22 protein-coding genes are annotated in these 26,505 nt (G+C 40.9%); 10 read left to right on the top strand and 12 right to left on the bottom strand.

What is annotated here, in order from left to right:
- Positions 1-38: 38 nt before the first annotated feature.
- The 3 genes from ACRWSG_RS18220 to ACRWSG_RS18210 are packed head-to-tail and all read right to left on the bottom strand — an operon-like array spanning position 39 to position 5,371.
- Positions 39-1,616, bottom strand: coding sequence for a hypothetical protein (locus ACRWSG_RS18220; protein WP_462167099.1), 1,578 nt, complete (start codon positions 1,614-1,616; stop codon positions 39-41).
- Positions 1,617-1,632: 16 nt separating this feature from the next.
- Entirely contained in the window at positions 1,633-3,948 is a 2,316-nt protein-coding gene (locus ACRWSG_RS18215) for a carboxypeptidase-like regulatory domain-containing protein (protein ID WP_462167098.1), read from the bottom strand.
- A gap of 10 nt (positions 3,949-3,958) precedes the next feature.
- On the bottom strand, positions 3,959-5,371 hold the full coding sequence (locus tag ACRWSG_RS18210; protein WP_462167097.1) for a glycerophosphodiester phosphodiesterase: 1,413 nt from the start codon (positions 5,369-5,371) through the stop codon (positions 3,959-3,961).
- Between the two features lie 219 nt (positions 5,372-5,590).
- Between ACRWSG_RS18210 and dgt the strand changes: the two genes are divergently transcribed.
- The 3 genes from dgt (at position 5,591) to ACRWSG_RS18195 (ending at position 9,414) form a co-directional block, all read left to right on the top strand.
- The gene (gene dgt, locus ACRWSG_RS18205) at positions 5,591-7,048 is read left to right on the top strand and encodes a dGTPase (RefSeq protein WP_235372665.1); all 1,458 of its coding nucleotides are present in this window, start codon (positions 5,591-5,593) and stop codon (positions 7,046-7,048) included.
- A gap of 109 nt (positions 7,049-7,157) precedes the next feature.
- A complete protein-coding gene (locus ACRWSG_RS18200) occupies positions 7,158-8,354 on the top strand; it encodes a hypothetical protein (RefSeq protein WP_462167096.1) in 1,197 nt (398 codons plus the stop codon).
- A complete protein-coding gene (locus ACRWSG_RS18195; RefSeq protein ID WP_462167095.1) occupies positions 8,287-9,414 on the top strand; it encodes a hypothetical protein in 1,128 nt (375 codons plus the stop codon). Before ACRWSG_RS18200 ends, ACRWSG_RS18195 begins: the two co-directional genes overlap by 68 nt.
- Before the next feature lie 237 nt (positions 9,415-9,651).
- Here ACRWSG_RS18195 and ACRWSG_RS18190 read toward each other — a convergent pair whose 3' ends face one another.
- From ACRWSG_RS18190 to ACRWSG_RS18180, 3 genes are all read right to left on the bottom strand, one after another.
- Positions 9,652-10,347, bottom strand: coding sequence for a hypothetical protein (locus ACRWSG_RS18190; RefSeq protein ID WP_138618960.1), 696 nt, complete (start codon positions 10,345-10,347; stop codon positions 9,652-9,654).
- A gap of 761 nt (positions 10,348-11,108) precedes the next feature.
- On the bottom strand, positions 11,109-11,390 hold the full coding sequence (locus ACRWSG_RS18185; protein ID WP_462167094.1) for a putative quinol monooxygenase: 282 nt from the start codon (positions 11,388-11,390) through the stop codon (positions 11,109-11,111).
- Positions 11,387-11,608, bottom strand: a complete 222-nt coding sequence (locus ACRWSG_RS18180; RefSeq protein ID WP_054563225.1) for a DUF2798 domain-containing protein — start codon at positions 11,606-11,608, stop codon at positions 11,387-11,389. The genes ACRWSG_RS18185 and ACRWSG_RS18180 overlap by 4 nt, the downstream gene beginning before the upstream one ends.
- Positions 11,609-11,689: 81 nt before the next feature.
- Between ACRWSG_RS18180 and ACRWSG_RS18175 the strand changes: the two genes are divergently transcribed.
- Positions 11,690-12,544 (top strand): LysR family transcriptional regulator, encoded by an 855-nt coding sequence (locus tag ACRWSG_RS18175; RefSeq protein ID WP_462167093.1) that lies wholly within the window; start codon positions 11,690-11,692, stop codon positions 12,542-12,544.
- A 41-nt stretch (positions 12,545-12,585) separates the two neighbouring features.
- Here the strand turns inward: ACRWSG_RS18175 and ACRWSG_RS18170 are convergent, their stop codons facing one another.
- From ACRWSG_RS18170 to ACRWSG_RS18150, 5 genes are all read right to left on the bottom strand, one after another.
- Positions 12,586-13,311, bottom strand: a complete 726-nt coding sequence (locus ACRWSG_RS18170) for a hypothetical protein (protein ID WP_462167092.1) — start codon at positions 13,309-13,311, stop codon at positions 12,586-12,588.
- Positions 13,312-13,463: 152 nt separating this feature from the next.
- Positions 13,464-14,336 (bottom strand): nuclease-related domain-containing protein, encoded by an 873-nt coding sequence (locus ACRWSG_RS18165; RefSeq protein WP_462167091.1) that lies wholly within the window; start codon positions 14,334-14,336, stop codon positions 13,464-13,466.
- A 412-nt stretch (positions 14,337-14,748) separates the two neighbouring features.
- The gene (locus ACRWSG_RS18160; protein WP_462167537.1) at positions 14,749-15,819 is read right to left on the bottom strand and encodes an HNH endonuclease; all 1,071 of its coding nucleotides are present in this window, start codon (positions 15,817-15,819) and stop codon (positions 14,749-14,751) included.
- Positions 15,820-16,074: 255 nt separating this feature from the next.
- A complete protein-coding gene (locus tag ACRWSG_RS18155) occupies positions 16,075-16,668 on the bottom strand; it encodes a class I SAM-dependent DNA methyltransferase (protein ID WP_462167089.1) in 594 nt (197 codons plus the stop codon).
- A gap of 198 nt (positions 16,669-16,866) precedes the next feature.
- On the bottom strand, positions 16,867-17,733 hold the full coding sequence (locus ACRWSG_RS18150; RefSeq protein WP_462167088.1) for a LysR family transcriptional regulator: 867 nt from the start codon (positions 17,731-17,733) through the stop codon (positions 16,867-16,869).
- A 95-nt stretch (positions 17,734-17,828) separates the two neighbouring features.
- On the opposite strand from ACRWSG_RS18150, the gene ACRWSG_RS18145 reads away from it, so the two are divergent.
- The 5 genes from ACRWSG_RS18145 to ACRWSG_RS18125 all read left to right on the top strand — a co-directional run bounded on the left by ACRWSG_RS18145 (position 17,829) and on the right by ACRWSG_RS18125 (position 22,527).
- Positions 17,829-18,329 carry a lactoylglutathione lyase family protein gene (locus ACRWSG_RS18145; protein ID WP_462167087.1) on the top strand — a complete coding sequence of 167 codons (501 nt, stop codon included), beginning with the start codon at positions 17,829-17,831 and terminating at the stop codon, positions 18,327-18,329.
- A 202-nt stretch (positions 18,330-18,531) separates the two neighbouring features.
- Positions 18,532-19,302 carry an EAL domain-containing protein gene (locus ACRWSG_RS18140; protein WP_138600153.1) on the top strand — a complete coding sequence of 257 codons (771 nt, stop codon included), beginning with the start codon at positions 18,532-18,534 and terminating at the stop codon, positions 19,300-19,302.
- Between the two features lie 347 nt (positions 19,303-19,649).
- Positions 19,650-20,651: an alpha/beta fold hydrolase gene (locus ACRWSG_RS18135; RefSeq protein WP_462167086.1), complete on the top strand. Its 1,002-nt coding sequence runs from the start codon at positions 19,650-19,652 to the stop codon at positions 20,649-20,651.
- A 310-nt stretch (positions 20,652-20,961) separates the two neighbouring features.
- The gene (locus tag ACRWSG_RS18130) at positions 20,962-22,107 is read left to right on the top strand and encodes a porin (protein WP_054553413.1); all 1,146 of its coding nucleotides are present in this window, start codon (positions 20,962-20,964) and stop codon (positions 22,105-22,107) included.
- A gap of 12 nt (positions 22,108-22,119) precedes the next feature.
- The gene (locus ACRWSG_RS18125) at positions 22,120-22,527 is read left to right on the top strand and encodes a type 2 periplasmic-binding domain-containing protein (RefSeq protein WP_054553412.1); all 408 of its coding nucleotides are present in this window, start codon (positions 22,120-22,122) and stop codon (positions 22,525-22,527) included.
- Between the two features lie 55 nt (positions 22,528-22,582).
- Here ACRWSG_RS18125 and ACRWSG_RS18120 read toward each other — a convergent pair whose 3' ends face one another.
- Positions 22,583-24,208, bottom strand: a complete 1,626-nt coding sequence (locus ACRWSG_RS18120) for a methyl-accepting chemotaxis protein (RefSeq protein WP_138618986.1) — start codon at positions 24,206-24,208, stop codon at positions 22,583-22,585.
- 603 nt (positions 24,209-24,811) lie between these two features.
- Here ACRWSG_RS18120 and ACRWSG_RS18115 point away from each other — a divergent pair.
- The gene (locus ACRWSG_RS18115) at positions 24,812-26,410 is read left to right on the top strand and encodes an ABC-F family ATPase (RefSeq protein ID WP_462167085.1); all 1,599 of its coding nucleotides are present in this window, start codon (positions 24,812-24,814) and stop codon (positions 26,408-26,410) included.
- Positions 26,411-26,505: the final 95 nt, after the last annotated feature.

Below are 26,505 nucleotides of genomic sequence, written 5' to 3'. Positions count from 1 at the left end.
CACACTTAATACAATAAACACAGCAACCGGAAGCCCATCTAAATGTTCGACCACTTGCGGGTAATTATTGAGTAAATCAATCCCGACTCTGGTACGAGTGTATTTATCAACGGGTAAAAATCTTGAGCATCAAAGTACCACGCTAGCCCTATTGACGTAAGGCCAAGCAGTACCATACGGTTAAAACCATGTACCATACCAAAGCTACGTACTGATGTGTTGCCATAGGCAATGTCTTTACTCACATTAACCGCATACTCTCGGTAATACTTATAATAACGCTTTGTGTCTACACTGCTGTAGGCGTAATACACCCAATCGCCGATATCAACTGAGCCCAATAAATCTTCACCGGCTTTAAAAACAAACGGCTCACCTGTGGCCGTTTCAAGCATAATTTCGCCTTTTAAAGTCGTGCTACGATTGCGATATACCTCTACGCGCTCTTTTACATCGCTACCCACATACATGCCACCTCGATAGGTGGTTGTTGTTTCAGTGGTGGTTACTGTTTCACGTGTTTCATTGGCATGTGCGCTTTGCTCTTTTTCTAATACTTTACCAAGCACAGCACGATGACGAATAGTGCCTTTTTCGTTACGTGCCCAAACATTTTTATGCACGTAATCGTTTTCATACGCAAGACTATATTCATCCATAATGGCATGCTCAAGCTCAGCGATACTAGTTGGTTTGGTTATAGTTGGCTCTAACGCTTTTTGAATGCTAATAGCTTGCTCATCATCTTTTGCAAGCGACTGTTCGTTTGCAGCAATCGCTTCAACATGTTGCTTAGCACCACAGCAATAGCAATGTGCCGCATCTTGGCTGATACGCTGCTGACACGAGATACAAATAACATCTGACTTACTCGGCGTTCTTGCCAGCATGTTATAACCCAATTGATTTAGGGTGGTCGATAGCATCACATCTGTTGCCGCTAAAATCACATCATACTTTGCTTCTTGCTTGGCTTTTGCTTTTTTATGGTAGTTTTGCTCTGCCATAAACACCCCAATTGCCACAGGCAATGACGCAAGTAGCGCAGGCAAAAACTCAAGCTTTGCAGCGAACAACATGATTAAGAATGTAATAACACTTAGCACCAGCCACAATATCGTTCCACCAGTGTAGTTTCGGCTAATGGTTTTGTCCCAGCTGCGATATTGTTGATCGGCAAAATGCACAATCACAACTGGCATAAAACGGTCATTTTTAACTACCCGCCTAGCATTGCCATCAGCAATGCGATAATTAAGCGTTAACGGTGTTTCCTGAAAAGCAGTGATCACATTACCCTTTTGTAGGTTAGCAATTACATCTTTTTCTGCATCAACACTAAACTCATGAATAATGCCGTCTTTGTCTTCTACTTCTAGCCACCAATAACCATATAACATGTTGTCGTTATTGGTTTTATAGCGGCGCTTATAGTAATACATTGACTTCACAACACCTGTGATCGTACCCGCTTGTGGCGCATAGTTTTTTACATCAACCAGTAAATCAGGGTTGAGTTCCTCAACCGTGTGCATTTGTCTTTTTTGCTCAAGTGCTTCTCCACAATCACAACAGTGGAGGTCGGTGGCATACACCGTATTTTGGCAATGTTGCATTTTCATTCCTTGCTAATTACTTGCTTAAATCAATGGTTAATGTTTGTTCACCAGCATCAACTTGGTGCCAACGTCGATACGTTTTATATCCAGGCGCCGATACTTGAATATCATAAGCACCCGTTTTTAACGTCATGCCAGGACGATACTTCGGGCCGATATTCATGATACGAATTGTGGCATTCGCCGCATTCGTGGAGATTGTTAACTTAGTTTTTTGCTCAACCATGTATTGTCTGCGCTGCTGTTGTTCTGCACTTAAGTTGGCATCGCCATGACGCAAAATATCAACCTTAGCTAAAGCATGGCTCACTGGACTAAAACTCTCGTAAATATGCAGTTTTTCTTCAAATTCTAAGCCTAGAGGGTGCAGCAAAGGCTGCGCATGCAAAGTCCAACGAATCGCATAACTAAACACCGGATTGCTCGATTCATCGACCTTGTCTAAAAAGTAGTTAACAGGGCTTTGGTCGTCTTCAGTAAAGGTGTTATGCACAAACATTACTGGCACTATCAAAATCAGCGCTGGCATAATCAGCTTTTGCAAAACAGATACAGCAGTGGTTGGTTGCTTTTCTTGCTGAGGTTTAATCAATTGCCATAGTTTTAACGGCAGCTTGCTAAAGGTTAAGCAAATCAAAAACAGTGACAACGACATCGAAATAGGCGGAATAATCACCGAACGGAGTGCTTGTTTACCGTACTCAGCATACTCGCCACCATCTGCAAATTTACCTTCTGAGCTATTAAGCATAGCTAGGTATTTGTCGGTGCGTTTTGCAATGTTTGGATCTAATACCTTGTCTTTGAAGTTCTTTTTGTTCCAATCGGCGCGAATGTTTTTCACATATAAATCGCCCATTCTGTCGGCAATTTTAGCTTGAATTTGCGGGTGTAACTGAAACGCAACCCAGCTTAAGTTTGGCTCTAAGCTCATACCACGTTTACGCATTTCGCTTTGCCAATGTGCATTCGCTTCGTTGGTAACTTTGGTTGCGACTGCATTAGCAAACGCTTGGCGTTGATTCACATTCCAATTGCTTTCAAGTTGTAAACCTTTACTAGCAAAGTGTGCTCTAAGCTTGTTTTGCGTTGTTTCGTGAGTACGAAACGCCACTAAGTTTTCAACCGTAAACGGGTAACCTGTCTCGCTAACAAACATCTTATGAAAGTTCGGATGCTGTAAAAAGCGTAACTGATAATGATCGGGATCATCGGTGTATTTGTAGCGTTTATCCTTAAGACCACCATCGCCACCTGTTGCTAAACTTGCCGCTTGCAGAGCTGTATAAACACCGCCAGTGAGCACCCCCATCAAAATAGTGCCTGCGGCATTTTCTGCAGCCGAGATTTCTTCTTCGATAAGCCAGTAATCAGGCTCTATATAGCCAATACCCGCTTTTAAAATAGTGCTTCGGTAGTCTGCTGCTTCGCGCTCATAGCAGCGATTACGGCGATCTTTTTCGCTGCTCTTATCATAACGCTCACGGCATTTAGCGATACTGTGATGGTAATCATAAATCTTAGGGCCATACTTTTGCGCTCGTGCCGATGCTTTGGCAATGTGGGCTTTTTGTGCTTGCTGATACTTGCTCCAGCCACTGTTGATCTCTTGCTCAACTTGCTGCCAATAACCTTGTTCACGTTCACCTATTCCAGCCAAAGTGTTGTTATACTTTTTACTGCCATCAGCATAGGCTTTGTATTTAACCACCAGCTCATCATATAGCTGGCTGTAGTTTTTATAATGTTTATCAAAATCTTGATACGCTTTCTTCTGCACAAAAGCAGCGATGATCTTACGTTTATCTTGCTCTAAATTATCTGAAAGTGCGGCATCGCTATACAGTAAGCCACCAAATAGCGCCAAAAAGGTTAAGTTCTCTGAACTATGTAATTGCTCAGGGTTATAATCGAGATCATTCACTTTAATCGAGTTAATTGCTAGAGCATCACGCAGTGCTGCACTGTACGTAGCAAACTGGCGTTGCTCTGCTGTAGAGGGCTCAATCAAGGTCTTTTCAATTACATACTTCTGGCCAAAAAACACCACTGGCCAAACTAAACACAGTAAAGCGATAAACGAGATAAGTCCGCGGCCAACTTTAGCAACCATGGCTTTAGGTAAAAAGTCAGCTAACAGCAGCGCAACACCTACTCCAGACACTGCTCGGCCATAAATTTCAAGGTGTTCAAGATCTTCTGCCGAAGGGGTACCTAACCCTACTAATGACACTAATTGGGCATTAAAAATTGCTTCGGGTAATAAATATAAAGTAGCTAAAACAAGTAGCAAGCAGCGCCACCAAAACGGCTTTATTAAATCAGTCATAGTTTTGTTCTTATTGTTTTTTACGTAGTTCTAGTTCAACAGCAGGATCTGTTTCTAGGCTAAAGTCTTCATCGGCTTGGCGAGTCCCTATTTCTAAATTAGGCGCTGAAGGAGTCGATGTTACTTTGGGAATATAAGTTTGTGCTTGAGTTGATTTAAGCGTGCCGCCCACCGCAGGATAAAGCTGATTAGCTTTATAAGCATACAGCTCATCTAAGCGTTCTAAATCAAGTTCTGCAGGCATACTAGCAATTAACTTAGCTTCTGGGTCATCGCTAAAAAACGGCTGCATTTTTGGCAACTCGAACACAGAACAAAAACCATATACGGTGTCGTCCATGATCACCGAGTCTGGACGCAGCGAACGTGACTGCGCTAATAAGCTGCGCTCATGATAGTCGTGACCATTAATTGAATATGTAGCAATCATAATGCCGCGCGCTTTAGCAACTGGTTTCAAGCGAGCTGCACTTTGCTTGTAATGACGAATATCAAGCACATAGCCAAAGTTACGTTTTAGCTGCTTTGCCAATTTATCAAGCTTAACAGGGCTGTCGTAACGCTTTTCACGATGGTAACGATTTCCAAGTGCTTGCAAGCTTTCAAGTTCTTCTTTGTTACGCTCATAAATAGGATCACTCCCAGCACCGCGTTTTAGATCACTTGCTAGCTTATTCATTGAGGCTTTTGCCGGTGATTGAATAAATGCCAAATAAATGTCTGGGTTAATATCGCGCATACGAGTAAGGTTGCGCATTTCTAAGCTACTAAAAAAGTAGTTTCCGCCGCCAACAAACTCATATGCCAAGTAATCAAGCATTTTTAAATCGTTAACTGAGGCCTTTGATTTTATTTCGATATTCAGTTTTTGATGGGGTTTACGATAGCGTGCAAACGTAGCTGCTAGCTCTCTAAATGATGGCGGCATTTTGTCGGTAAGTAGCCCAGTATCTTGATTACGATGACGTAAATAGCCCCACTCTTTTTTGTAGTTCATCGACTCAATTTTACGACGCTTATTATCAACCGTGCCTGTTTCGCGGCCGGTGCGAGCATCATGATGCACAACCCACACATCGTCACGGGTAATACGCACGTCAATTTCAACAACATCAAAGTTGTTGTCGATAGCATCAATTACTGCGTTAAGCGAGTTTTCGGCGTAGCGAATTGAGCCACGGTGACTTTGTAAATTAAAGTTACTGCATTGCCTCGTTGTAGCGTAATTGATATTACCTAGCTGACTTTCGTAAAAACCACGGGCGCGAAGTGCATCCTGTTTGGCCTTAATGGCATTTTTTTCGACTACTGTTAAGGTGTTTTCAGTACTTGTTTCAGGGGTACTTTTACAAGCAGTTAAACCAATACAATACAAAAGAATACTGGCTAGCAGCCATGTTTTTTTAGACAGAGTTTGCATCATTGCTATACAGCCAAAAGGCTTTCCTTTCTAATTCAAGATAATGAAGAAGTGCGTGAAACTGAATAATATATGAATAAAGGACTTAATTTAAAGTAATAACTTTAATAAAAATGAATATTTTAATTTAAGATACAAGCTGTTAGATTAAATTTAATAACTAGCAAAGTTTTGCTAACAACATATAAAAGCCCTATTTTTACCGCTTTGTGGGAACGAAAAATGATTGATTTTGGTAAAAAAATTACCCCAGCACGCGAAATGCGTTCTACCAATAATTTACACACTGCGCTTGAAAGTGATCGGGGCCGCATTATTAACAGTGCAGCAATTCGCCGCTTACAACAAAAAACCCAAGTATTTCCACTTGAGCGCAATGCTGCAGTGCGTTCACGGCTGACTCACTCACTTGAAGTGCAACAGGTAGGCCGCTTTATTGTGCAAACCATTTTTAATAAGCTCAGTGATGCAAAGCAAAAAGAATATGGCCTAGCAGGACTTGAGCGGCCACTAGAAAGCCTCGTTGAAATGGCCTGCCTAATGCACGATATTGGCAACCCACCGTTTGGTCACTTTGGCGAAGCAGCCATTAATCAGTGGTTCGAGAAACACTTAGACTCACTAACCCCAGAGCGCTGTAAAGGCATTGGCATCAGCGTGATTTTTAAACACTTAGCCCAAGATATAAAAAGCTTTGAAGGTAATGCCCAAGGTATTCGTATAATTCATTCATTACTTTCACTAAATTTAACCTACAGCCAAAGTGCCGGAATTTTAAAATATACCCGCCCGGCCAGCATGGCAAAAAAAGACAGCCCACAAGATAAAAACTACTTGATGAAAAAAGTGGGTTACTATTTTAGCGAAAAGCCTTTTGTTGAAGCACTGCAAAATGAGTTAGATATTGAACAATATTGCCGCCATCCTGCAAGCTACATTATGGAAGCCGCTGACGATATTTCGTATTGTTTAGCCGACATAGAAGATGCGGTCGAAAAAGGCATTATTAGTGTCGAGTCGCTTTGCGACAAGCTAAAAGAGCAATACACCCGCACACTCACAAACCTAACCATTGACGATACCAAACACAGCGACTTTGCCGAAAAAGCCATTGATTATGCGTTAAGTAAAGCGCAAGAGCAGCCATACAATTTTAACAGCGAATTTTTTATTTACCTGCGTGTGACCTTGCTACACCCATTAGTAAGCTACGCAGCAGAACGGTTTATCAGCAACATAGAAGCCATTTACCATGGTGATTTTAATCAAGCGTTATTAGAAGATCGTAGCCATCTGCACGCTGTCACGCTCACCTTAAAACAAGTGGCATCAAAGCACGTTTTTTGCCACAAAGAGGTAGAGCGCTTAGAGCTGCAAGGTTATCGAATCATTAGCGGTTTACTTGATTGCTACAAGCCCTTACTAGCCCTTGACGCCGATGCTTTTAAACGGGTTTTAAAAGGCGATCAACACTACTTAATTGAAACTCGTCTGGTGAAAAAACTATCTAACAAACATTTAAATAGCTATCAAAAAGCCATTGATGCTCTAAAAGCCGAACCGGATCATTTTACCGCCTACGAGTTCTATTATCGCTGCCGCTTAATTCAAGATTACATCAGCGGAATGACCGACCAATTTGCTTATGACGAATATCGAGCGCTCATGGTGATCGATTGACTTTGCTATTTCGCTGAAATTATTTAATGAATGTGGATAAATTGCCCTACTGGGCTTAGAATTAACTCATTGTTTGGGTAACCAGATAAACCTTACTGGTCAGGAAACTATGCCAATTATAAAAACAACTTTATTACTATTACTTGCAAGTCTGAGCTTTACATCAAAAGCACAGTACAACGAAGCTATGTGTATTTTGTTAAAGCAACAAATGCATGAGTATCGTAACAACACTAGCAACAAAAATTATCGTTCAGCTGCCAGAAATTACGAAAAAAATTGCCAAAATCCTACCCCACTCAATAATGGTTCAAACCTTAAAGTTCAGCAACAGCCAACACAACCCGTTGAACCAGTAATTCAGAGTAATAACACCCGCTCAACTCAACATTCAGGAGCAATACAAGGTACGCCTGAAGAACCAACACAGCCTACAGTTGAGCAAGCATCAGAGATTATTGAGCCGCAACAGCCTGCAGAACAATTACAAATAGAGCCAGAACCACTAGAAACGCAAAATACACAGCTAACACCACCAGTGCAGCAAACAGAAGAGCCCGCTGACGTTGATCGCATTATAATCTCTGATACCCCGACAGAAACTGTGGCCGAGCCTGTAACCTCTCCTGTGATGGAACAACAGCTTGATAACGCAGCGCCTGACAGTTCGCAAAACAGTGAAACTACAGATGTAAGAAAAGCTGTCGAGGCAGAACCTGTTGAGCCAGCATTTACACCGGAGCCTGCTGCTCCTTATGAAAGTGAAAATAGTTCTTCAAGCTCATTATTAATGCCAAGTTTAATTGTCTTGCTAGTACTACTTGTTGCAGGCTTAGTGATTGTTCGTATTCGTCAAAATAAAAATACTGACGCAGACTCAGAGCTTGAGCAAAGTTTAATGCAAGCTAAAGCCCTAAAAGCAGCGGCCCAAGCGCAAGCTTCAGCAGAAAAAGAAGCCGAAGAACTTCAAGCAGCAACGGCTGCCGTGCTAGATGAAAACTCAGAGCAGTCACAGCAAGACACTGATTCATTACCTGACTTCACAAACGAATTAACCGAGAAAAATGATAACGACGATCTCTCTGAACTAATGCACTTTAGTACACAGCATGATAGTGAAAAGCCACAAACCCCATCTACACAAACAGCTGATGATTTTGCTGACGCCAAGCAATTTAATGACCTTGAACTTGGTTACGACGATAAAGACGTAAACGACTCTGAGGACGACTTCTTAGATGAGCAACGGAATCCTAGAGCAAGAGCTAAAATTAGCGAGCCTTGCTTCATCTTACAGCATCAATGAAGAAACAGCTCCAAAAGCAGAGGGATCTAAACAAGATGAACCTGAACTAGAAGAACCGAGAGATTCCGCTTCGTCATCATTCGGCTTTGATGAGTACACAACAAAAGAACCTATTGCTGACGATGAACCTGTTTTAACTGAGATAGAAGCGCTAGAAAAACCTGAAATTGATGAGCTTGAGAAGCCAGAGATTGACGAGCCAAGCTTTACAAGTTCTTCATCATTTGGTTTTGATGAGTATTCAACAAAAGAACCTATTGCTGACGATGAACCAGTGTTAGCCGAGATAGAAGAACTCGAAAAGCCGGAAATCGATGAGCTTGAGAAACCAGAGTTTGACGAGCCTAGCTTTACGAGTTCGTCATCATTTGGTTTTGATGAGTATTCAACAAAAGAGCCTATTGCCGACGATGAACCTGTTTTAGCTGAGATAGAAGAGCTAGAAAAACCTGAAATTGATGAGCTTGAGAAGCCAGAAATTGACGAGCCAAGCTTTACGAGTTCGTCATCGTTTGGTTTTGATGAGTATAAAGCTAAAGAACCTATTGCCGACGATGAACCGTCTAAAGATGACGTGCCTGAATATGACTTATCGTCATTGATGGGTGATGATTTATCGTTTGCTGATCATTTTGCTGAAGATAAACAAACAGTCACGGCTCCAAGCACAACAGACGATCACGACGACATCAGCGATGATGATTTAGCAAAAGCCTTACAAGCGCTTGAACAAGAGCTACAGGACGAACCTGCGTCATTTAGCCCTGAAGAACCAACAAAACCTGCTGAAGATACGGTTGATTTGTCTGTCGAACTGAGTAACGATGATATGCTAGAAGAGATGGCTAGTGACTCTGATGAAGCTGATAAAGAAACAAATTTAGAGACCGAGCAACAAGATGATAAGCCGTATAATCCATTTGCAAACTTATCACTTGATCCTACGTGGGATCCAAATTCTGACGAAAAGCCTGTGATAAAAAGTAAAACCAAACAGCCAAAATCACAAGCTCTTATTGATGCAGAAGAACGCGCTAAACAGCTTAAAACAGATGAGTGATTAAGTAACGAGAAACGAACCTGTAGCTGATTTTACATCGCGACCTAGCACCTAAAGCCCAGTGCCTATTGTTTCCCCCGTAGGACTGGCTTTAGCCGGGAATGGTTTGAGTAAGTAACGAAAAGTGAGTTTCGAGAGACGAATTTGTAGCAGCGATTTCATATCGCGTCCTAGCGTCTAAAGCCCAATGCCTATGCTTGCATGGCGCGCGAAATAAATTTCACGCCTACTAAATACTCACTTCACCACAGGACGTGGGCGCATCAACCAATGAAATATAAAAATCAGCCCAAAAAACACTGATACCGCTAAAACACATAATACAATTATATTGGTCGGTAAGAAGGAATCTGTTGTGTTGCTGTAGCGCTTTAATTGCTGTTGCGCACTCAGTTTTGCTCGTTCTGTTTTACTTGGCAGTACAAACTCATGAAACGAATCTGTCAGCTTAGCTTCAGAACGCGCGATTTGTGTATTCTTTTGCTGCCAGAGCGTATCAAATTTCTGAAATTGAAACTGTTTATTGTCAATACACCAATCTAGATATTTAAGCTCAAGAGGCTGATTAAAGCAGCGTGTTGGCATCACGTAAAAACGTTGCCACGCAGCTTGTTTTTCTAAATAAGCTTTTTGAGACAACGGTTTAGCTAGTTGGTTTTCAAGTAAACTAATATCAGGATTAAAAAGCGCAGCTTTACGGTCAGCTATTTGTTCATTGGTAAAACATGTTTCAGCAAATCGAGCAGATAAGTTCTGAATTTGCTGTTTATAAATTTCTATTTTATCAAGTACATGAGACTTTCTTAACGCAGATTGCAATTCAGCGCGCTCAGTTTGAATACTTTTGCACTCATTAGAAAGGATTGGCTCTTTCGCCCGTGTAGATACAGCTACTAGCAATAGCACTGTAAGCATTAAAGTCCGTTTAAACATGAATTTACGTCACTGTAAAATTTAGAGGTACAGACTAACAGCTTCAAATAAAACTGCAACAAATCTGCGCTAAATTCATCTGAAAGACTGATAAATTGCTAGTTCGATTTATGTTCTCACAAAGTGAAAGAGCAATAACAAATCTGAATATTAATTCTTACCAAAGTAAAACTGTTTATCATCCAATGCAAATTGCTCAAGTAACCACACTTTAAACAGCTGCATAACCAATACATAGGCAAAGAACAAACAGTCTCAGCCAAACTGTTTGCAAAACGCCCAATGGCCGCGTGTTTAACCCGCGAAAAAGCCAAACAAACCCTGCATATGCTCTAACCATTTCAACCTTGTAAACTAGGCTACGAATAGCAGTACTTCCCCAGTAGCCTAGTTTTTTACCTGTCGGCGTGAAACTTGTTTTGTACTTTGAGAGTATGAAATTTGAAAGGTTTAAATGGGTTTCTCTATGCAGCGCGAAGCGCTTCAGTGCTCCCTAAAGTTCAAATATTTTTATTCACAAAGAGAAGTGAATGAGAAGACAATGAGATACAGCCAATTAATGTTCTTCTCTAAAGCGCAGCGCCTCTTAATCCTCTTTGTGCATTAAGTTTCTCTATGTAGTGCAAAGCGCCTCGGTGCCCTCTGTGGTTCCAATATTTTTATTCACAAAGAGAACTGAACGAGAAGACAATGAGATACAACCAATTAGCTATTTTCCTCTAAAGCGCAGCGCCTCTTAATCCTCTTTGTGCAAATAAAACCTAAAGCTCCTCCACTTTCTCTACCTCAACCGGCTCTGCCAAGGCATTTTCATAAAACGCGAACACAGCTTTGGTATAAGGCTGAACATAATGCTCATCAAGGGCGGCTTGCGACTCAAACTGCTCAACTAAAAACAAACAACGCTGCTCTTTGCTCGCAAACAACTCAAAACGATTACAACCAGGCTCTGCACGAGTGGCTGCTAAAATGCCCTGTAAACGCCCTTTACAGTCGTCAAATAATGCTGCCTTTGGGGTAATTTTTGCCACGATATTAATCATACTGACTCCTTACTATATAACTTTAAAACCAATGCCCTAATTGGCGGGGCAACCGTAAAAGCCACCACAAACGCAGCAGGCCATGCATTAGCAAACGCCTTCATCCAACTTAGAAAAAATGTATCGCTCAGCCCTAAGTTGACATAAGTGACCCATGCCGAAAGTAAAAACGACATTAAAAACGAAAATGCCGCAGTAAAGGTAAAATGAATTTTCATATGTCCTCCTTGGCGTTACTATATTTGCACAGGCCAAGTGGCAACAGTCACGAAAATGCAAACTAAGATTGAGGGAGTCGTATGCTGGATGATCTGCATTTATTTATTGAAATAGCGCGCCGTAAAAGCATGAGCCAAACAGCAAAAGATTTAGGACTGAATCTATCAACCCTATCAAGGCGCATTCAGGCATTAGAAGAAAAACTCGCCGAGCCATTACTGCAACGCACAGCCCGCGGCATTGTGTTAACCGCCAAAGGCGAATCTCTTTATAACGAATTAGGCGAGCAGGTGCTTGCTCTTACCAGCCAGCTTGAGCAACTAAATGACTCCCCCACCGCTAAAGAGTTTTACCTTTTGTGCCCACAAAACATCATTGCGGGCCCACTGATGGGGGCAGTTAATCAGTTTGCGATGGAAAACCCTGCACTAAACCTCCACATTTACCCAAGTAATGCCAACAGCCAACTAAGCCAAAAACGTTTTGACTTAGCTATTCGCATCGGCGAACAACAAGACTCAAGCTATTTTCAAAAGCGCCTAGGCATGATCGCAATTAAGCTAATTAAAAAGAAAGATTCGCCAGCATCAAGGTTGATATTGCCCTATTCAGTGTCACAACTCCCCAGCGGCTTACTTAACAAACTAAAAACCGAGTATGAACATACAAGCTTTTGCTTTGATATTACAATCGCCAGAAGAATGGTTGAAGCAGGCTATGGCATTGGCTTACTGCCGATGAGCGAAATTTGCTGTATAGACGAAACCAGCAACTTTAGTTATATCGACTCCCCCCACGATATTCCCGCAAGGCCAATTTACGCCCTCTGGCCACATTCACGCACGCCATCAACAAATGCCCAGTTGTTGATAGAACAACTCCAAACCAGTATTGCAAACTCACCGAGTTTACAAGGAGAGGTGTTGAAACTGTAGTTGCGAGGCATCGTAGGTCGGGCTTTAGCCCGTCAAATAACTCAATCTTTAAACCAACGATAAAGACCAAACACAAACAACATGGCCGCAATGCCTGCCAAGGCTAATTGCCAAATTTTAAGGTCATTCAACTTCGTCAACTGCGGACCAACACTCTCATTTAAAGGAATTGAAGCTTGTTTAACGGGTGCTTCGATTATCGGGCTTTTTATTGCAACTTGGCTTGTGGTTTTATTTGCATTAATTTCTGTAATAGTTGGCTTTACTGTAATAACAATATCTTTATGGCTTGCTTTTGAATTACCGCTCCAAGCAGATTCAAATAGCGCCTTTTGCTCAGCTTTATTTTCGCTACACCATACAAAATCAGCTTGCTGAATTTTCTTCGCTCTACAACGTTTTGGTAATTGATAAAATTGCCCCCAAGCTTGGCGCTTTTTATCGTCATTATATGAATTTGAATACACCGTAGAGTTATGTACTTTGGTGTTTAAAAGTGCGGTAGGGTTAGAGCGATACGTATAATTACCGCCATTACCAGAACTTCTTTTTGGGTGTTTACAGTGTCTAGCCAGCAGCGTAAAAAGCTCATCTAAACGTTGATTCCACCGTTCACCTTGCTTAGCCGTGTAGCTACGGTTCATTCTTTTACGAATGCCCTCGCGCTCAGCCTCAATACTATCGCAGCGACTTTTTGAATATTGCTCATCAGCAACCGTGTTGAAACTCGCAAACAAAGTAGCGAGTATTAAAATCCATTTATTCATAACATTACTTCTGTGTAATTTGGTTGTAATTACTCCCTATGTGTTAGCTAGGGAGATATTTATTCGATAAAAGTTAGCCAAAACAATTGCTTTAGAAAACTTCCGATGCAAACTGCCTACTCAAAATAAGCATTAAATTTAGTCTCTATCAATTAAACCTTAGAAATATTTAAGCTTCTTTGCACAGCTTGATAGCAAATAGCTTTTTGCATAGCTCCATCTATTTGGTTTTGGCGCATCGACAATATAGTTTTTGCTAACTGTCTATGGGAAACAATAGGAAATGGTGGTCGCTGCTTCAACTCTATAAACCAACCTGGAAAGCACAATATTGGTGTTATTTTTGTTTGAAAACCAGTTGCTTCACTTAACCATTTATAAACCCAATTTGCTTGTATTTCTGCTTGTTCAATTGGCTTGTTTTCATTCCAAGATGGGAAGGAAAGTAGATTATTTTCGAATTGGACTTTGTAGTTTGTATCATCTTTAACGCGCTTATGCCTTCCTTTTGTTTCAATCGCAAAAACACCATTAAACCCAATAACTAAGTGATCAATATTAAACCCATCAGCTTGAATATCATGAAATATTTGATACCCATGAGATTGAAGCTCAATTAATTCAGATGCAACAGCTAATTCAGCGTCTCGCCCTAGTTTTAGTTTGATTAATTGGTCTGATTCAAGCCACGATTTTCTGGCGGTGTAAATTAAGCCGACAATAATTACAATTATAAAAAAGTAGTTCAATTGACCGCTTGCCAACATTTCGGTAATCCCTTTGAGGGCAAACGGCATTGTAATAATCAATGCAGCTAAACCTATGTAACCAACAACATTAAAGACCTTATCGTTTACTTGATCGTTAAGTGTTTGTGCGGCTACTCGAGTAAATTTCTTTCGATCTACAGGTAACTTGGCTTGCTTCTGATGAAGCCATACTCTTAAAAAAATAACACCTAATATTGAATATATTCCTCCTATTACAAATAAGAGGCTGAGTCCTTGTGCTATGAAGTTATCCATTTCAGATCCTTGTTCTGTTAACTCCCTCTTTATACATCAATTATTTAATAATGTCGCGTTGGCGACTGCAACCAAAGAGAAGTAAACGCCGACTCCTCTTTGGAATCTCTCGGCGCCCCGAGGTTCACACTGTTCCCTCAATTTGAATTAATTAAATGAACGTAAACAGCGTAGATAGGCACAACTTACACATCCCTGTACGCACCCCAGTTCGGATATCCATATCCTCTCGTTCAAAGCTTCGCTTCTCACCCGTGGCCAAGCTACGCTTTTTACAGCATCCATGCCTCTAAATTAATTCAATTTCGGGTTTGAACACGGGGAATATTTTTAACAGCAGCTTTTAATTTTAGCATTGAGTTATTGCTTGTTTTCATTTAAAAAAGTTATGTGAAATTTGTATCTAAGCTCATTAAGAATCATATTTGTATTTTGTCTGCGCGACTAAATCTAACGCTTGGACATTTTTACTCCCCGCCAACTCAAATCTATCTTTTGCAAGCCAGAGTTTCGCGCCATTGCTGCTGGCTACTTGGTATGCCCAGTTGCTTACTGCAAGGGATTTATCTACATCACAATGAAAATAGCGAGTTAGTTCATCAGTGAGTAGCTGGCTGTGGCGATCTAGATTTTGGTCTTGCCAACGTTCGCGGTGCAGCTGGGCTGCTAAAAAGTCACGCTTACTGTTATTACAACTTCGATGGGCGGCAACAAAGTTATGGCCTAAATCGTTAGCGTAGCGAGCAAAAGGAATAAAGTGATCAACTTCAATAGCACTTGTGAGTGGCTTTTGACAATAAAAGCACTGGCCTTTTTGTATTTCGACTAAAACTGGTTTTGCTTTATTAAGTGCTGTACGGTCAAAGCCAAATAAAAAGTCATGCAGTTGGCTTTGAGGGCCAATAAGCGCTTGGTTATGCTTAATGCTTTGAATCTTTTGTAGCCATGCATTCTTAGCTAAATAGACAACTAAATCATAAAAGCGTCTAAAGCAAGCGGCTATGCCCGCATTTAGAGTGATATAGCTTTTGCCTTTTGTGTGCGGATATAAAAAGCACTCTTCTTGTTTGGCGAGAATTTGTAAGCGCCACAACGGGCCTGTTTTTAACGTGTCTAAAGCTGCTTTGTAAGTGGTGTGCCAGTAAGGGCTTAATTTGAGTTGGCGTAAGCTACGAATATTGTTTTGCTGGCACTCATATAACACCGCAATTACTTTTGATTGCGCACCCGAATTTTGTTTTAGTAAAGCACTTTCACCACTATGAGCAGAAGAAAATGGCACAGCATGGTGCCAATAAAGCTCTATTAACTTTTCAGCTAGCTTAGCAAGGTCAATGTTTAACTCGCTAGCTTCATACATCATTGGTTGCTCAACACAAACATCAGCCAACGCATGCAATAGTGCAAACTTATAGGTAGCACTAAAATCACCTTCCACCAGCATACGCTGGATGTAAGCAATAAAATCGAGTTGCTGCTGCATGGCCATCATCAATCAAGCCTTATGTGTACTTTTGAAAAGTGCTTTAAAGTTCATGAACTGTTCCCTGTTTACGCCGACATATTTTCTTCTTATGCTCATAACGCATTGTTGTAGCTTGAATATTGGCGATTTAGTTTAGGAACAATCTAGCATGAAAAGCTATTGAAAATATAGGATTTTAGGTAGAGCTATACTCTAAAACCCATACAATATTGGGAGAGTCGCGGTATAGCCTGCTATACCGCATATAAATTATTAAATCGTTCTTCTATGCAAAATGGCGTTTAGCCATGTTTCTGTGGCGCGCTCTGGGCGTTGGTCGGCGCTTTGCCATGACTTGAGGATAAATAGGTCGGTGCCTTTAACAATGCTTTCAAGGGCTTGTTCGTTTAGGTCGGTAAATTCGCGACCGTTGTGTTCGCGCTCGCCGTCGCCGTATTTAAACGATACATACACGATGCCTTGTGGCTTTAATGCTCGGGCAAGGTTATTGAATGCGTCGGTTAAGTCATTTTTTGCTACGTGAATAAGGCTTGCGCAACACCAAATGCCGTCGTATTTAGCAACGTCGTTTAGCTCTATGAAGCTGCTTACAGCTACGTCTTGGTTTAAGTATTCTGACGCCAGCTTTGCCATAGCTGGGCTGATATCGAATGCATCTACGCTATAACCACGCTCTTTAAAGATGAAAGCGTCGCGGCCAGAGCCACAACCGGCATCGAGTAAAGCGCCTTTTTTTGGGATCAGCGGTAAGAATTCGTCGTAAAGTTCATTGAGGTCTACATCGAGTGTGGCATCGACAAATGCTTGCGCATTTTGGTTGTAGTATTCGACGGTTTTGGATGCCATTTTACTTCCTTTATAGGGGCAAGATTGCTTGGCGCTAAAATACCATTAAAGCAAGGTAACGCAAAGGATGAAATGTGATTTTAAATGCTAAAAATCAAGGGTTTTAGGGTAGGCATTAGAAGTTAGTTGGAGAGAAATAGGAGATTATAGTTACGAGGTGCGAGAATAAAAAAGATGATCAATTTTAGTATCGCTTGATTAAAGGCTTTTTATTTCATTTATAACTGTTTTCATTCGCTTGGCTAATAACATATTGCGATGATGGCATGCATATATATCTTCACAAACGGGGTGCGTTAGTGTGTGCACGTGTATTTTTTCTTGATTATGAAACGCACTAACAGCATGAGCAGGGAGTACAGTGAAGCCAAGCCCTAAACTTACTGGCTCTAGAATTAAGTTGATTTGATTCGAAAAACCACTGCACTCAAACTGAGCTATTGATTCAAACTCTGCAAAGTTCGCACTTAATAACTGTTGTGCATGATGTTTTCCATCTGGGTGATTAATAAAACCTAATTGGCAAAGTTGCTGCCAATCTAAAGTTTTGAACTGGGCAGGCGTTATCAATAACAAGGGTTCATTAGCGATTTTGTGCCCTGTAACCTCAAGCATTGTAGGTGCTTGGCTCATAAAACCAATGTCTATTTGATGACTCGCTATGGCCTTTTCGACCCCCGAATTAGGCGCAAATGCATATTCTATATAAAGTTTTGGGTGCTTTGATTGCAAGCTTAACAATTCGTTATAAAACTTAAGCCCACAACTTCCCGGCGATTGTATTTTTACTCGGCCTTCAAAAGGTGAATCATTTTTTATTTGTTGCTCCAAAAATTGCCATTCTTTTAGTAACTGGCTACCTCTGTTGTATAAGCTTTGGCCCTGTGGAGTAAGTGTAAATTGTTTGCCGTGTCGCTCTAGCAATAAAGCTCCAACTTGCTGTTCTAGCTTTTTAATATGCTGGCTCACGCCTGATTGGGTCATAAACAGTCGCTCAGCTGTTTTTGTAAAGTGATTGACTTCGACTAGTTCACAAAATGTTTTTAACCAAACCGGATTTATCATAACAAAATATACTTATTTGAATGTTAAATGATAATTTAACTTAATACCTAGGCACTCGTAAACTATAAACTCATTCTTATTTAGGAGAGTTAATTATGAGTAATACATACCCACGTACTTTTTCGCATATTGGTATTTCTGTTCCGGATCTTGATGCGACCGTTAAGTTTTATACCGAAGTATTAGGCTGGTATCTTATTATGGAGCCAACGGAAATTACCGAAGATGATAGCCCTATTGGCCAGATGTGTACTGATGTTTTTGGTGCTAACTGGGATAAGTTCCGAATTGCTCACTTATCAACGGGTGATCGAATTGGGGTTGAGATTTTTGAGTTTAAAAACCAACAAAATCCAGAAGATAACTTTGAGTATTGGAAAACAGGTATTTTCCACTTTTGTGTTCAAGAGCCTAATGTTGAAGAGCTTGCAGAACGCATTGTTGCTGCAGGTGGTAAGAAACGTATGGAAAAACCACGTTATTATTACCCAGGTGAAAAACCATACCGCATGATTTATATGGAAGACCCGTTTGGCAATATTTTAGAAATTTATAGCCACAGCTACGAATTAACTTACAGTGAGGGCGCTTATTAATTAAGTCCATAAATTAGTAATTAGCTAGCCATTATAGTAAGTAACGATTTACGAAAGTAGATCGTTACTTATCATTTGGATTTACCAAAATGATGAAAAGTTAAACTTCGATGTACTTGAGTCTTTTTATTCCACTTAACATTGCACAATTGATAATTTACTAGCACTATTGAGTTATTAAGACTTCATTCAGAGGTGCTAAATGCACAAAGAGCAAACTCAATGTCAGCCAACAGGTTGTAAACATTGCGAAGACCATTTAGCACTTGGTTTTGATTTTACAATGGCTTTTCAGCCAATCGTTGATTGCACCGATAAACATATTTTTGGCTACGAAGCATTAGTTAGAGGCCTTAATAATGAGTCGGCTTATTCTGTCATTTCGCAAGTAACCGACGAGAATCGCTACACATTCGATCAACTTTGCCGTATTAAAGCTATTTCACTTGCTGCCCAACTGAAAATTGATTCAATCGTGAGCATTAATATTTTACCTAATGCAATTTATAAACCTGAGCGTTGTATAAAAACGACACTTGAAGCTGCTAAGCAATATGATTTTCCGGTAGAACAGATTATGTTCGAGTTTACCGAGGTTGAAAAAGTTGAAGATACTACACATATCAAACGTGTAGTTGATTATTACCAATCTTTGGGGTTTATTACTGCGACCGATGACTTTGGGTCAGGTCATTCTGGGTTAAATTTGTTGGCTGATTTTCAGAGCAATATAATTAAACTCGATATGAATTTAATTAGAGATATACACCTTCACAAAGCAAGACAAATTATTGTTAACCATTGTATAGCCATGTTTGAAGAGCTCAATATTGTTGCTCTTGCAGAAGGCGTAGAAACAGTTGAAGAATACCAGTGGTTGCGCCAAGCTGGTGTTAGCTTAATGCAAGGCTATTTTTTCGCCCACCCTGGGTTTGAGAGCTTGCCAGACGTTGACTTTAGTAAGTTGGGTTAAGTGGTTATAACGAGAATCGAATTTAGACAAGGCAAGAGCTGTCAACTTTCAAACGCGCGAAACAAGTTTCACGCCTACGTGTAGCAGCGGATTTATCCCGCGTCATCATCTAGGTTTTAGGTGCTAGGTTCTAGGCGCTTGGACGCGATGTAAAGTCGCTGGTTTCTCATAACTTTACTCTTTTTCGTTGAATTCTTGCTAACCTAAACCATTCCCGGCTAAAGCCAGTCCTACGAATTCCATGCTTGAAACTTGCTAACTTCTTTTAGTATTTAATCGTATTTATATTATAAATTTTTATTTAGGATGCTAGGCTGAATATTCTTTAAGCATATTGAGAAAGGATAATGATGTTTTTACGCATACTGTTAGTCTCAGCACTTGTTTTATGCTCTTCTGCTAACTTAATCGCAAAAGAACAGCCTCTTAGTTTTGATGCTGAATTAAGCAATTATCAATACGACTTACCCGTTCAATTTTTTAATTTTTCATCACAAAATACGCCATTAAAAATGGCTTATTCTTACCTTAAACCAAGCAATAACATGCCAACCGTTATACTGATGCATGGTAAAAACTTTAATGGCCATTATTGGACCAATACTGCCAACTACCTTAATAGCAAAGGCTATGGCGTATTGATACCGGATCAAATTGGTTTTGGTAAATCGTCAAAGCCTGCTGATTATCAATTTTCGTTTGCTGTATTAGCCAATAACACTCATCAGCTAGTGTCATCTTTAAATATTGAAAACCCTATTGTACTTGGTCACTCAATGGGCGGCATGCTGGCAAGTCGTTACAGCCTGATGTTTTCTAGCCAAGTTAGTAAACTTATTTTGCTAAACCCAATTGGTTTAGAGAACTATTTAAATTATGTGCAATACAAAGACACCGATTTTTTCTATAAAAATGAATTGACTAAAACACCTGATAAGGTTATTGCTTACCAGAAGAAAAACTATTATGACGGTAAATGGAATGACACTTACGAGCAATTAACCCACTTTATCGGTGGTCAAATTCAAGGCCCTGATCACAAGCAGGTCGCATGGGTTAATGCTAAAACCTACGATATGATTTTTACGCAACCTGTAATAACTGAGTTTGCTCAGTTAAGCATGCCAGTGTCATTAATTATAGGCACACGCGATAGGACTGGCCCTGGCCGTAATTGGAAAAAAGCAAATATTGACTATGAGCTTGGCCGTTACGATAAGTTAGGCAAAGCCGCGGCAAGTATGATCTCAAAATCGCAATTAATTGAATTAGATGATATTGGCCACTTACCTCACATCGAGGATTTTGACCGCTTCAAAGGCGCATTAGACAAAGCTTTATCATTTTAATGTTGCTCGCGCGAAACAAGTTTCGCGCCTACGTGTAGCAGCGGGTTTATCCCGCGTCATTAGTCAGGGTTCTAGGCTCTAGGACGCGATGTGAAATCGCTGCTACAGACTCGCATCTTTTAACTTCCCTTTCCCCTTATCGCTTTTATCTAGCAACTTTATCCACTTTTAGTACCGTTTTTGTGAAAAATAACGACTTATTCATTGATGTAATTACAATTTATATGTAACTTGTGTCGCCCATTTCGCTACGCACTACTATAATATTAAGCGAAATCAACATTTTCATACTAAATACTAGGGATACACAATGAAAAAACTTCCTATTGCATTGGCTCTATGTGCTGCTTTTGTGTCTGCAAACACAATGGCAGAGGTTCGCATAAACGGCTTTGCTTCTATTGTTGGCGGTAAAGCCCTTGACGACGACGCAACCCTTTACGGCTACGATGACGATATTTCATTTAAAAACGAAAGTATGTTTGCATTGCAGCTTTCTGCAGACTTACAAGAAAAGCTAAGCGCTACGGCACAAATTGTGGCGCGTGGTAGTGATGATTTTGATGCTGAGTTCGAATGGGCTTATCTAACTTATGAGTTCAGCGATGAGCTTCAAGTAAGTGCTGGTAAAATGCGTGTACCTTTTTACCGTTATTCAGACTTCTTAGACGTTGGTTACACTTACCGCTGGGTTCGTCCACCGCAATCTGTTTATAACCTTCCGTTTTCAACGTATGAAGGTCTTAGCCTGTTACACAACACACAATTAGGTGATTGGGATTCAACCGTTCAAGTTATTTACGGTAGCTTCGATGGCAACATTGCTGTGGTATCGGTTAATGGCGATACAGAGCTTAATGATATTGCTGGTATCAATTGGACAATGAGCTATGACTGGTTTAGCGCTCGTGCTGCATACTTTGTTGCAGATACAACAATTGATATTGAAAACGACACCGATGCAGGTGTTGCACTTAATGGCCTTGAGCAGACTCTTAGAGCAGCCGGTTTTGTTGATCAAGCCGATGATATTGCTGTAAACGAAGATGATGGCTCTTTCTTCGCTGTGGGCTTTTCAATTGATTACAACGACATTCTATTTGATGCTGAATACACTGAGTTTGAAGTAGAAAACAGTGCTCTTGCTAAACAAACTCAATACTACACGTCTATTGGTTACCGTATGGATGAGTGGATTGTGCACTTAACTTACGAAAATAATGACGACAAACACGATAGCAACCGCTACAACGCGCTACCTGCAGTACCAGCTTTAAATGCGGGTATTAATCAAGTGCTTGAGGGCGTGAAAGCAAAAAGCAACGTGTATACCATTGGTACGCGTTATGACTTCCACCCATCTGCTGCTTTAAAAGTAGATTTCAGCCGTTTTAAAGATGACATTTCAGATACAGAAACCGACGTTGTAGCTGTTGCTGTTGATTTAGTTTTTTAATTGGAGTTCATAATGAAAAAATTGTTAATCGCGACAGCACTAACGCTATGCTCGCACGCTGTACTTGCTGATGTTGCAGTTATTGTGAACCCAGCAAATAGCAGTGCTATTGACGAAGGTATGATCAAAAAGATTTACCTTGGTAAGGCAAAGTCGTTTGATGATGGCACAAAAGTAAACCCAGTAAACCAAGATGGCACCAGCGTAAGCGATGAGTTTAACGATAAGGTGGTTGGTAAATCGAGCAGCCAGCTAAATGCTTATTGGTCAAAACTGGTGTTTACTGGTAAAGGTACTCCGCCTGAGAAACTAGCAAACGATCAAGCTGTGATTGACTTTGTTGCAGGTAATGCTGATGGTATTGGTTATATCGATGCAGCAAAAGTAACTGATAAAGTTAAAGTGGTTGGTACTTTTTAAGTTCGACTACGGTTAATAAAAAACCAGGCGATGCCTGGTTTTTTATGCGCTAAAATTACTCGACTTTAAATTTAGCTGTGGCGTCGAGTAACGAATCAGAGAGGTAATGAAGGTTCTTCGCTACATCACGTACTGCCGATAATGAATCCATTGTTTCTTCAAACGACATATGCATATTCGTCACATTATCAACTACCATACTAGCAACAGATGTTTGCTCTTCGGTAGCTGCGGCAATTTGCGAATTCATACCGTTAATTTCTAATATCTGTTCAGAGATTTTATCAATCGATTGCCCTGTATTTTCAGCGGCCTCTGCATTATTTGTAGCCATATCTCGGGCTGAGTTCATTGCATTTACTGCATGGCTTGCTGCTGTGGTTAATGTAGAAAGCAGCTCTCTGATTTCATTCGTCGACTGCGATGTTCTTGAAGCAAGCTCACGCACTTCGTCAGCTACAACCGCAAAGCCTCGGCCTTGTTCACCTGCACGTGCAGCTTCAATCGCAGCATTTAACGCGAGTAAGTTAGTTTGTTCTGCAATCGAGGTAATAACGTTTAAAATTTGCGTCACATTCTTGGTGTCAGTGGCCAGTTGATTAATAGTTGATGCTGCTTGATTTATCTCTTCACTTAGTGTTTTTGATTCTGTCACAGAACGCTGTATTTGCGTTCGACTTTGCTCAACTTCTCGCTCGGCTGTTTGCGCAGCTTGTGATGCATTTGCTGCTGAATGAGAAATATCAGCGACACTCTGGCGCATTTCTTCCATTGATTGCTTAACTATTTCAGCATCTGATGTTTGTTTAGTTGTGGCACGCTCGGCACGCTCCATGCCTTGTACAAGTCGTGTTGAGTTCTCCATTAATGGCTCACAAACCGCTATAACCTCAAGTACAGCAGCTTTTAACAGCTGTATAAACGCGTTGAAGTTAATCGAAACTTGACCGATTTCATCTTTAGCGTGTACTTCTAGTTGTGTGCTTAGAGAGCCTTTGCCGTCTGCTAATAGGCGTAAGTTATCTGCCGCAGCGCTAGCTGATGAGCCAATCCCACGGGCAATCCAAATTGAGGTAACCACCAATAAAATAAGTGATACTACAGACACTACAAGCATTAAGTGTAGTGCGTTGTCTGAACGCGCTTTGGTTGCTTGTACAAGTTCAAAAAAGCGGTCGTCTGCGCGGGTTTGTGCTCGTTTAAAGCCAGCTAGAACGGCCTCATACTGCTGCGTTTTTTGCTGTGCTTGTTGCTGAATTTTACTAAAGTCAGCGGTGCCGTCGATCATTGAAGTTGCTATGCTTGACGAGGTTTGTGCATAAAGCTCTAATTGTTTTTTGGTATCGGCATGCACGTAGCTGTCGTTGATACTGATGATATTTTGTAGATTTTCATTAATCGTTTTATACGTTTGCGCTGCACTATCAACTAAATCTGACTCACCAAATGTTACCGCTTGAGTGTATAACTCATCTAGTTTTTCGAGTAGCGCAACGTTTGCTGAAGTGAGTTTAACGACCTGATATGATGACTTTTCCAGCTCGTCGAGCGAGATCTTGTTGTCATTCATGGCTATAAAATTGGTTACTACTATGATCACGAATGCCGTAATGGCAATACATGTTATGGCGTGTATTTTTTTTGTGATGCTCAAGTTATTGAAAGAAATACCTGCAGACATTGAATCCACCTTTGCTGTCATATTACTTAGTATTATCGCCCGATTTCCCTAAAGTATTAACTATATTTATATATTTTCAGGTTTTTTTCGTAATTCGTTCAGTTTGTGGAAGTCTTGTAGGAGGTACTTCAGTGCCGAACCAAAAATAATGAGCTTTCAACCTTCAGCTCTCAGACGCGCGAAACAAGTTTCACGCCTACGAATGAAACATGGGCGCTAGGATCTGAGTTCTAGGCGCTAGGACGCGATGTGAAATCGCTGCTACCTCACATCTCGTTACTCGCACCTTTCCCCTCATAACTTGAAACTCGCTAACTTAGTCATTTCCCGGCTAAAGCCAGTCCTACGGGGAAACATTAGGTTTTAGGGCGCGATGTGAAATCACTGCTACCTCGCATCTAGTAACTTGAGATTCGCTAACTTAAACCATTCCTGGCCAAACATTGTCGTAACTTTACCCTTTCCCTTGCAACTTTCTCTTTTTTAATAGCGTTATTAGGGGCTGAACTGTATAATCCGCAGCCTATTATTTACCCTATTGCTTGTTTATTTTCGCAGTTGCTGCGCCCATAACCCTGTCAGTATTTTTCTAGGAATAATTCGTTGATTTCAACCGCAAATATCACCATGCAATTTGGTGCAGAGCCTCTGTTTGAGAACATTTCAGCTAAATTTGGTAACGGTAACCGCTATGGTCTAATTGGCGCGAATGGCTGCGGCAAATCGACCTTTATGAAAATTCTAAGTGGTGCGCTTGTGCCAACGTCTGGCAATGTGTCGATTGCACCGGGTTTAAAGCTAGGTACGCTAAGCCAAGACCAGTTTGCGTTTGAGCAATACACTGTGGTTGATGCGGTGATCATGGGTGATGCAGAACTTTGGAAAGTTAAACAAGAGCGCGACCGTATCTATTCGCTGCCAGAAATGAGTGAAGAAGACGGCATGAAAGTCGCTGAACTTGAAAGCATTTTTGCCGAAATGGATGGCTACACAGCAGAAAGCCGTGCAGAAGAAATTTTGATCCAAGCGGGTATTGAGCAAGAGTTTCATTACGGCTTCATGGCAAACGTTGCGCCGGGCTGGAAGCTTCGTGTGCTTTTAGCACAAGCGCTGTTTGCAAACCCAGATATTTTGCTACTTGATGAGCCAACCAATAACCTTGATATTCATACCATTACTTGGCTAGCTAACGAGCTTAACCAGCGTAAGTGTACGATGATTATTATCTCGCACGACCGTCACTTCTTAAACTCGGTATGTACACATATGACCGATATAGATTACGGTGAGCTACGAATTTATCCTGGTAACTACGAAAAGTGGATTGAAGCTTCAAGCTTGCAACGCGAACAACTGCTTGCTGAAAACGCAAAGAAGAGCGCTGAAATAGACGAGCTACAAGAGTTCGTAAATCGCTTTGGTGCCAATGCATCAAAAGCAAAATTAGCCAGCTCTCGTGCTAAGCGCATGGATAAAATTAAGCTTGATGAAGTAAAAGCATCAAGCCGTATTAGCCCATCACTTCGTTTTGACGAAGGCAAAAAGATGTATCGCCAAGCATTAGAGCTTACCAAGCTAGGTCATGGTTTTGAGGGTGAAACCCTGTTCAGCGGTGGTGACTTATTACTAGAAGCCGGCGCTAAGCTTGCGGTTATTGGTGAAAACGGTGTTGGTAAAACCACCCTATTACGCTGCCTAGTGAATGAATTACAAAGTAACGAAGGTGTGGTTAAGTGGTCTGAAAATGCCAGCATTGGTTATTGCCCACAAGATAGCAGTAAAGACTTTGATAACGACTTAACTTTATTTGATTGGATGTCGCAGTGGCGCACCGCTAAGCACAACGATTTAATGGTACGTGCTATGTTAGGGCGTTTATTATTCACCGCAGACGACGCTAACAAAAAAGCACGTAACTGCTCGGGTGGTGAAAAGAACCGCCTATTGTTTGGTAAGCTCATGATGCAAGACATCAACGTGCTCATTATGGACGAGCCAACCAACCACATGGATATGGAAGCCATTGAAGCACTCAATAACGCATTAAAAGATTACCAAGGCACACTTATTTTTGTGAGCCACGACCGTGAGTTTGTATCGTCATTAGCTACTCGCATCATCGATATTAAAGATCAACAGCTTATCGATTTTCAGGGCACGTTTGACGAATATATGGATCATGTCGCGCAACAAGCGCAATAACCCCCTCTTCAAATAGGTGAGCAAGTTTGCTCACCCTTTTTGTTTACGTTCAGTTACATAATACCTTTGACTGACTTACCTTATTTGGGTAATTT

This window comes from Pseudoalteromonas sp. GB43 (assembly GCF_054923805.1).
Note: the sequence above shows the minus strand (reverse complement) of the source record. Positions and strands in the feature narration are given on the sequence as shown.

Bases quoted from the DNA above. Each gene is read 5' to 3' on its own strand.
- ACRWSG_RS18125 (WP_054553412.1), top strand. From the start codon at position 22,120: ATGAAAAAATTGTTAATCGCGACAGCACTAACGCTATGCTCGCACGCT.
- ACRWSG_RS18210 (WP_462167097.1), bottom strand. From the start codon at position 5,371: ATGATGCAAACTCTGTCTAAAAAAACATGGCTGCTAGCCAGTATTCTT.
- dgt (WP_235372665.1), top strand. From the start codon at position 5,591: ATGATTGATTTTGGTAAAAAAATTACCCCAGCACGCGAAATGCGTTCT.
- ACRWSG_RS18215 (WP_462167098.1), bottom strand. From the start codon at position 3,948: ATGACTGATTTAATAAAGCCGTTTTGGTGGCGCTGCTTGCTACTTGTT.
- ACRWSG_RS18140 (WP_138600153.1), top strand. From the start codon at position 18,532: ATGCACAAAGAGCAAACTCAATGTCAGCCAACAGGTTGTAAACATTGC.
- ACRWSG_RS18175 (WP_462167093.1), top strand. From the start codon at position 11,690: ATGCTGGATGATCTGCATTTATTTATTGAAATAGCGCGCCGTAAAAGC.
- ACRWSG_RS18170 (WP_462167092.1), bottom strand. From the start codon at position 13,311: ATGAATAAATGGATTTTAATACTCGCTACTTTGTTTGCGAGTTTCAAC.
- ACRWSG_RS18120 (WP_138618986.1), bottom strand. From the start codon at position 24,208: ATGTCTGCAGGTATTTCTTTCAATAACTTGAGCATCACAAAAAAAATA.
- ACRWSG_RS18145 (WP_462167087.1), top strand. From the start codon at position 17,829: ATGAGTAATACATACCCACGTACTTTTTCGCATATTGGTATTTCTGTT.
- ACRWSG_RS18185 (WP_462167094.1), bottom strand. From the start codon at position 11,390: ATGATTAATATCGTGGCAAAAATTACCCCAAAGGCAGCATTATTTGAC.
- ACRWSG_RS18135 (WP_462167086.1), top strand. From the start codon at position 19,650: ATGATGTTTTTACGCATACTGTTAGTCTCAGCACTTGTTTTATGCTCT.
- ACRWSG_RS18200 (WP_462167096.1), top strand. From the start codon at position 7,158: ATGCCAATTATAAAAACAACTTTATTACTATTACTTGCAAGTCTGAGC.
- ACRWSG_RS18220 (WP_462167099.1), bottom strand. From the start codon at position 1,616: ATGCAACATTGCCAAAATACGGTGTATGCCACCGACCTCCACTGTTGT.
- ACRWSG_RS18155 (WP_462167089.1), bottom strand. From the start codon at position 16,668: ATGGCATCCAAAACCGTCGAATACTACAACCAAAATGCGCAAGCATTT.
- ACRWSG_RS18190 (WP_138618960.1), bottom strand. From the start codon at position 10,347: ATGTTTAAACGGACTTTAATGCTTACAGTGCTATTGCTAGTAGCTGTA.
- ACRWSG_RS18150 (WP_462167088.1), bottom strand. From the start codon at position 17,733: ATGATAAATCCGGTTTGGTTAAAAACATTTTGTGAACTAGTCGAAGTC.
- ACRWSG_RS18130 (WP_054553413.1), top strand. From the start codon at position 20,962: ATGAAAAAACTTCCTATTGCATTGGCTCTATGTGCTGCTTTTGTGTCT.
- ACRWSG_RS18180 (WP_054563225.1), bottom strand. From the start codon at position 11,608: ATGAAAATTCATTTTACCTTTACTGCGGCATTTTCGTTTTTAATGTCG.
- ACRWSG_RS18195 (WP_462167095.1), top strand. From the start codon at position 8,287: ATGAGCAACGGAATCCTAGAGCAAGAGCTAAAATTAGCGAGCCTTGCT.
- ACRWSG_RS18160 (WP_462167537.1), bottom strand. From the start codon at position 15,819: ATGCAGCAGCAACTCGATTTTATTGCTTACATCCAGCGTATGCTGGTG.
- ACRWSG_RS18165 (WP_462167091.1), bottom strand. From the start codon at position 14,336: ATGGATAACTTCATAGCACAAGGACTCAGCCTCTTATTTGTAATAGGA.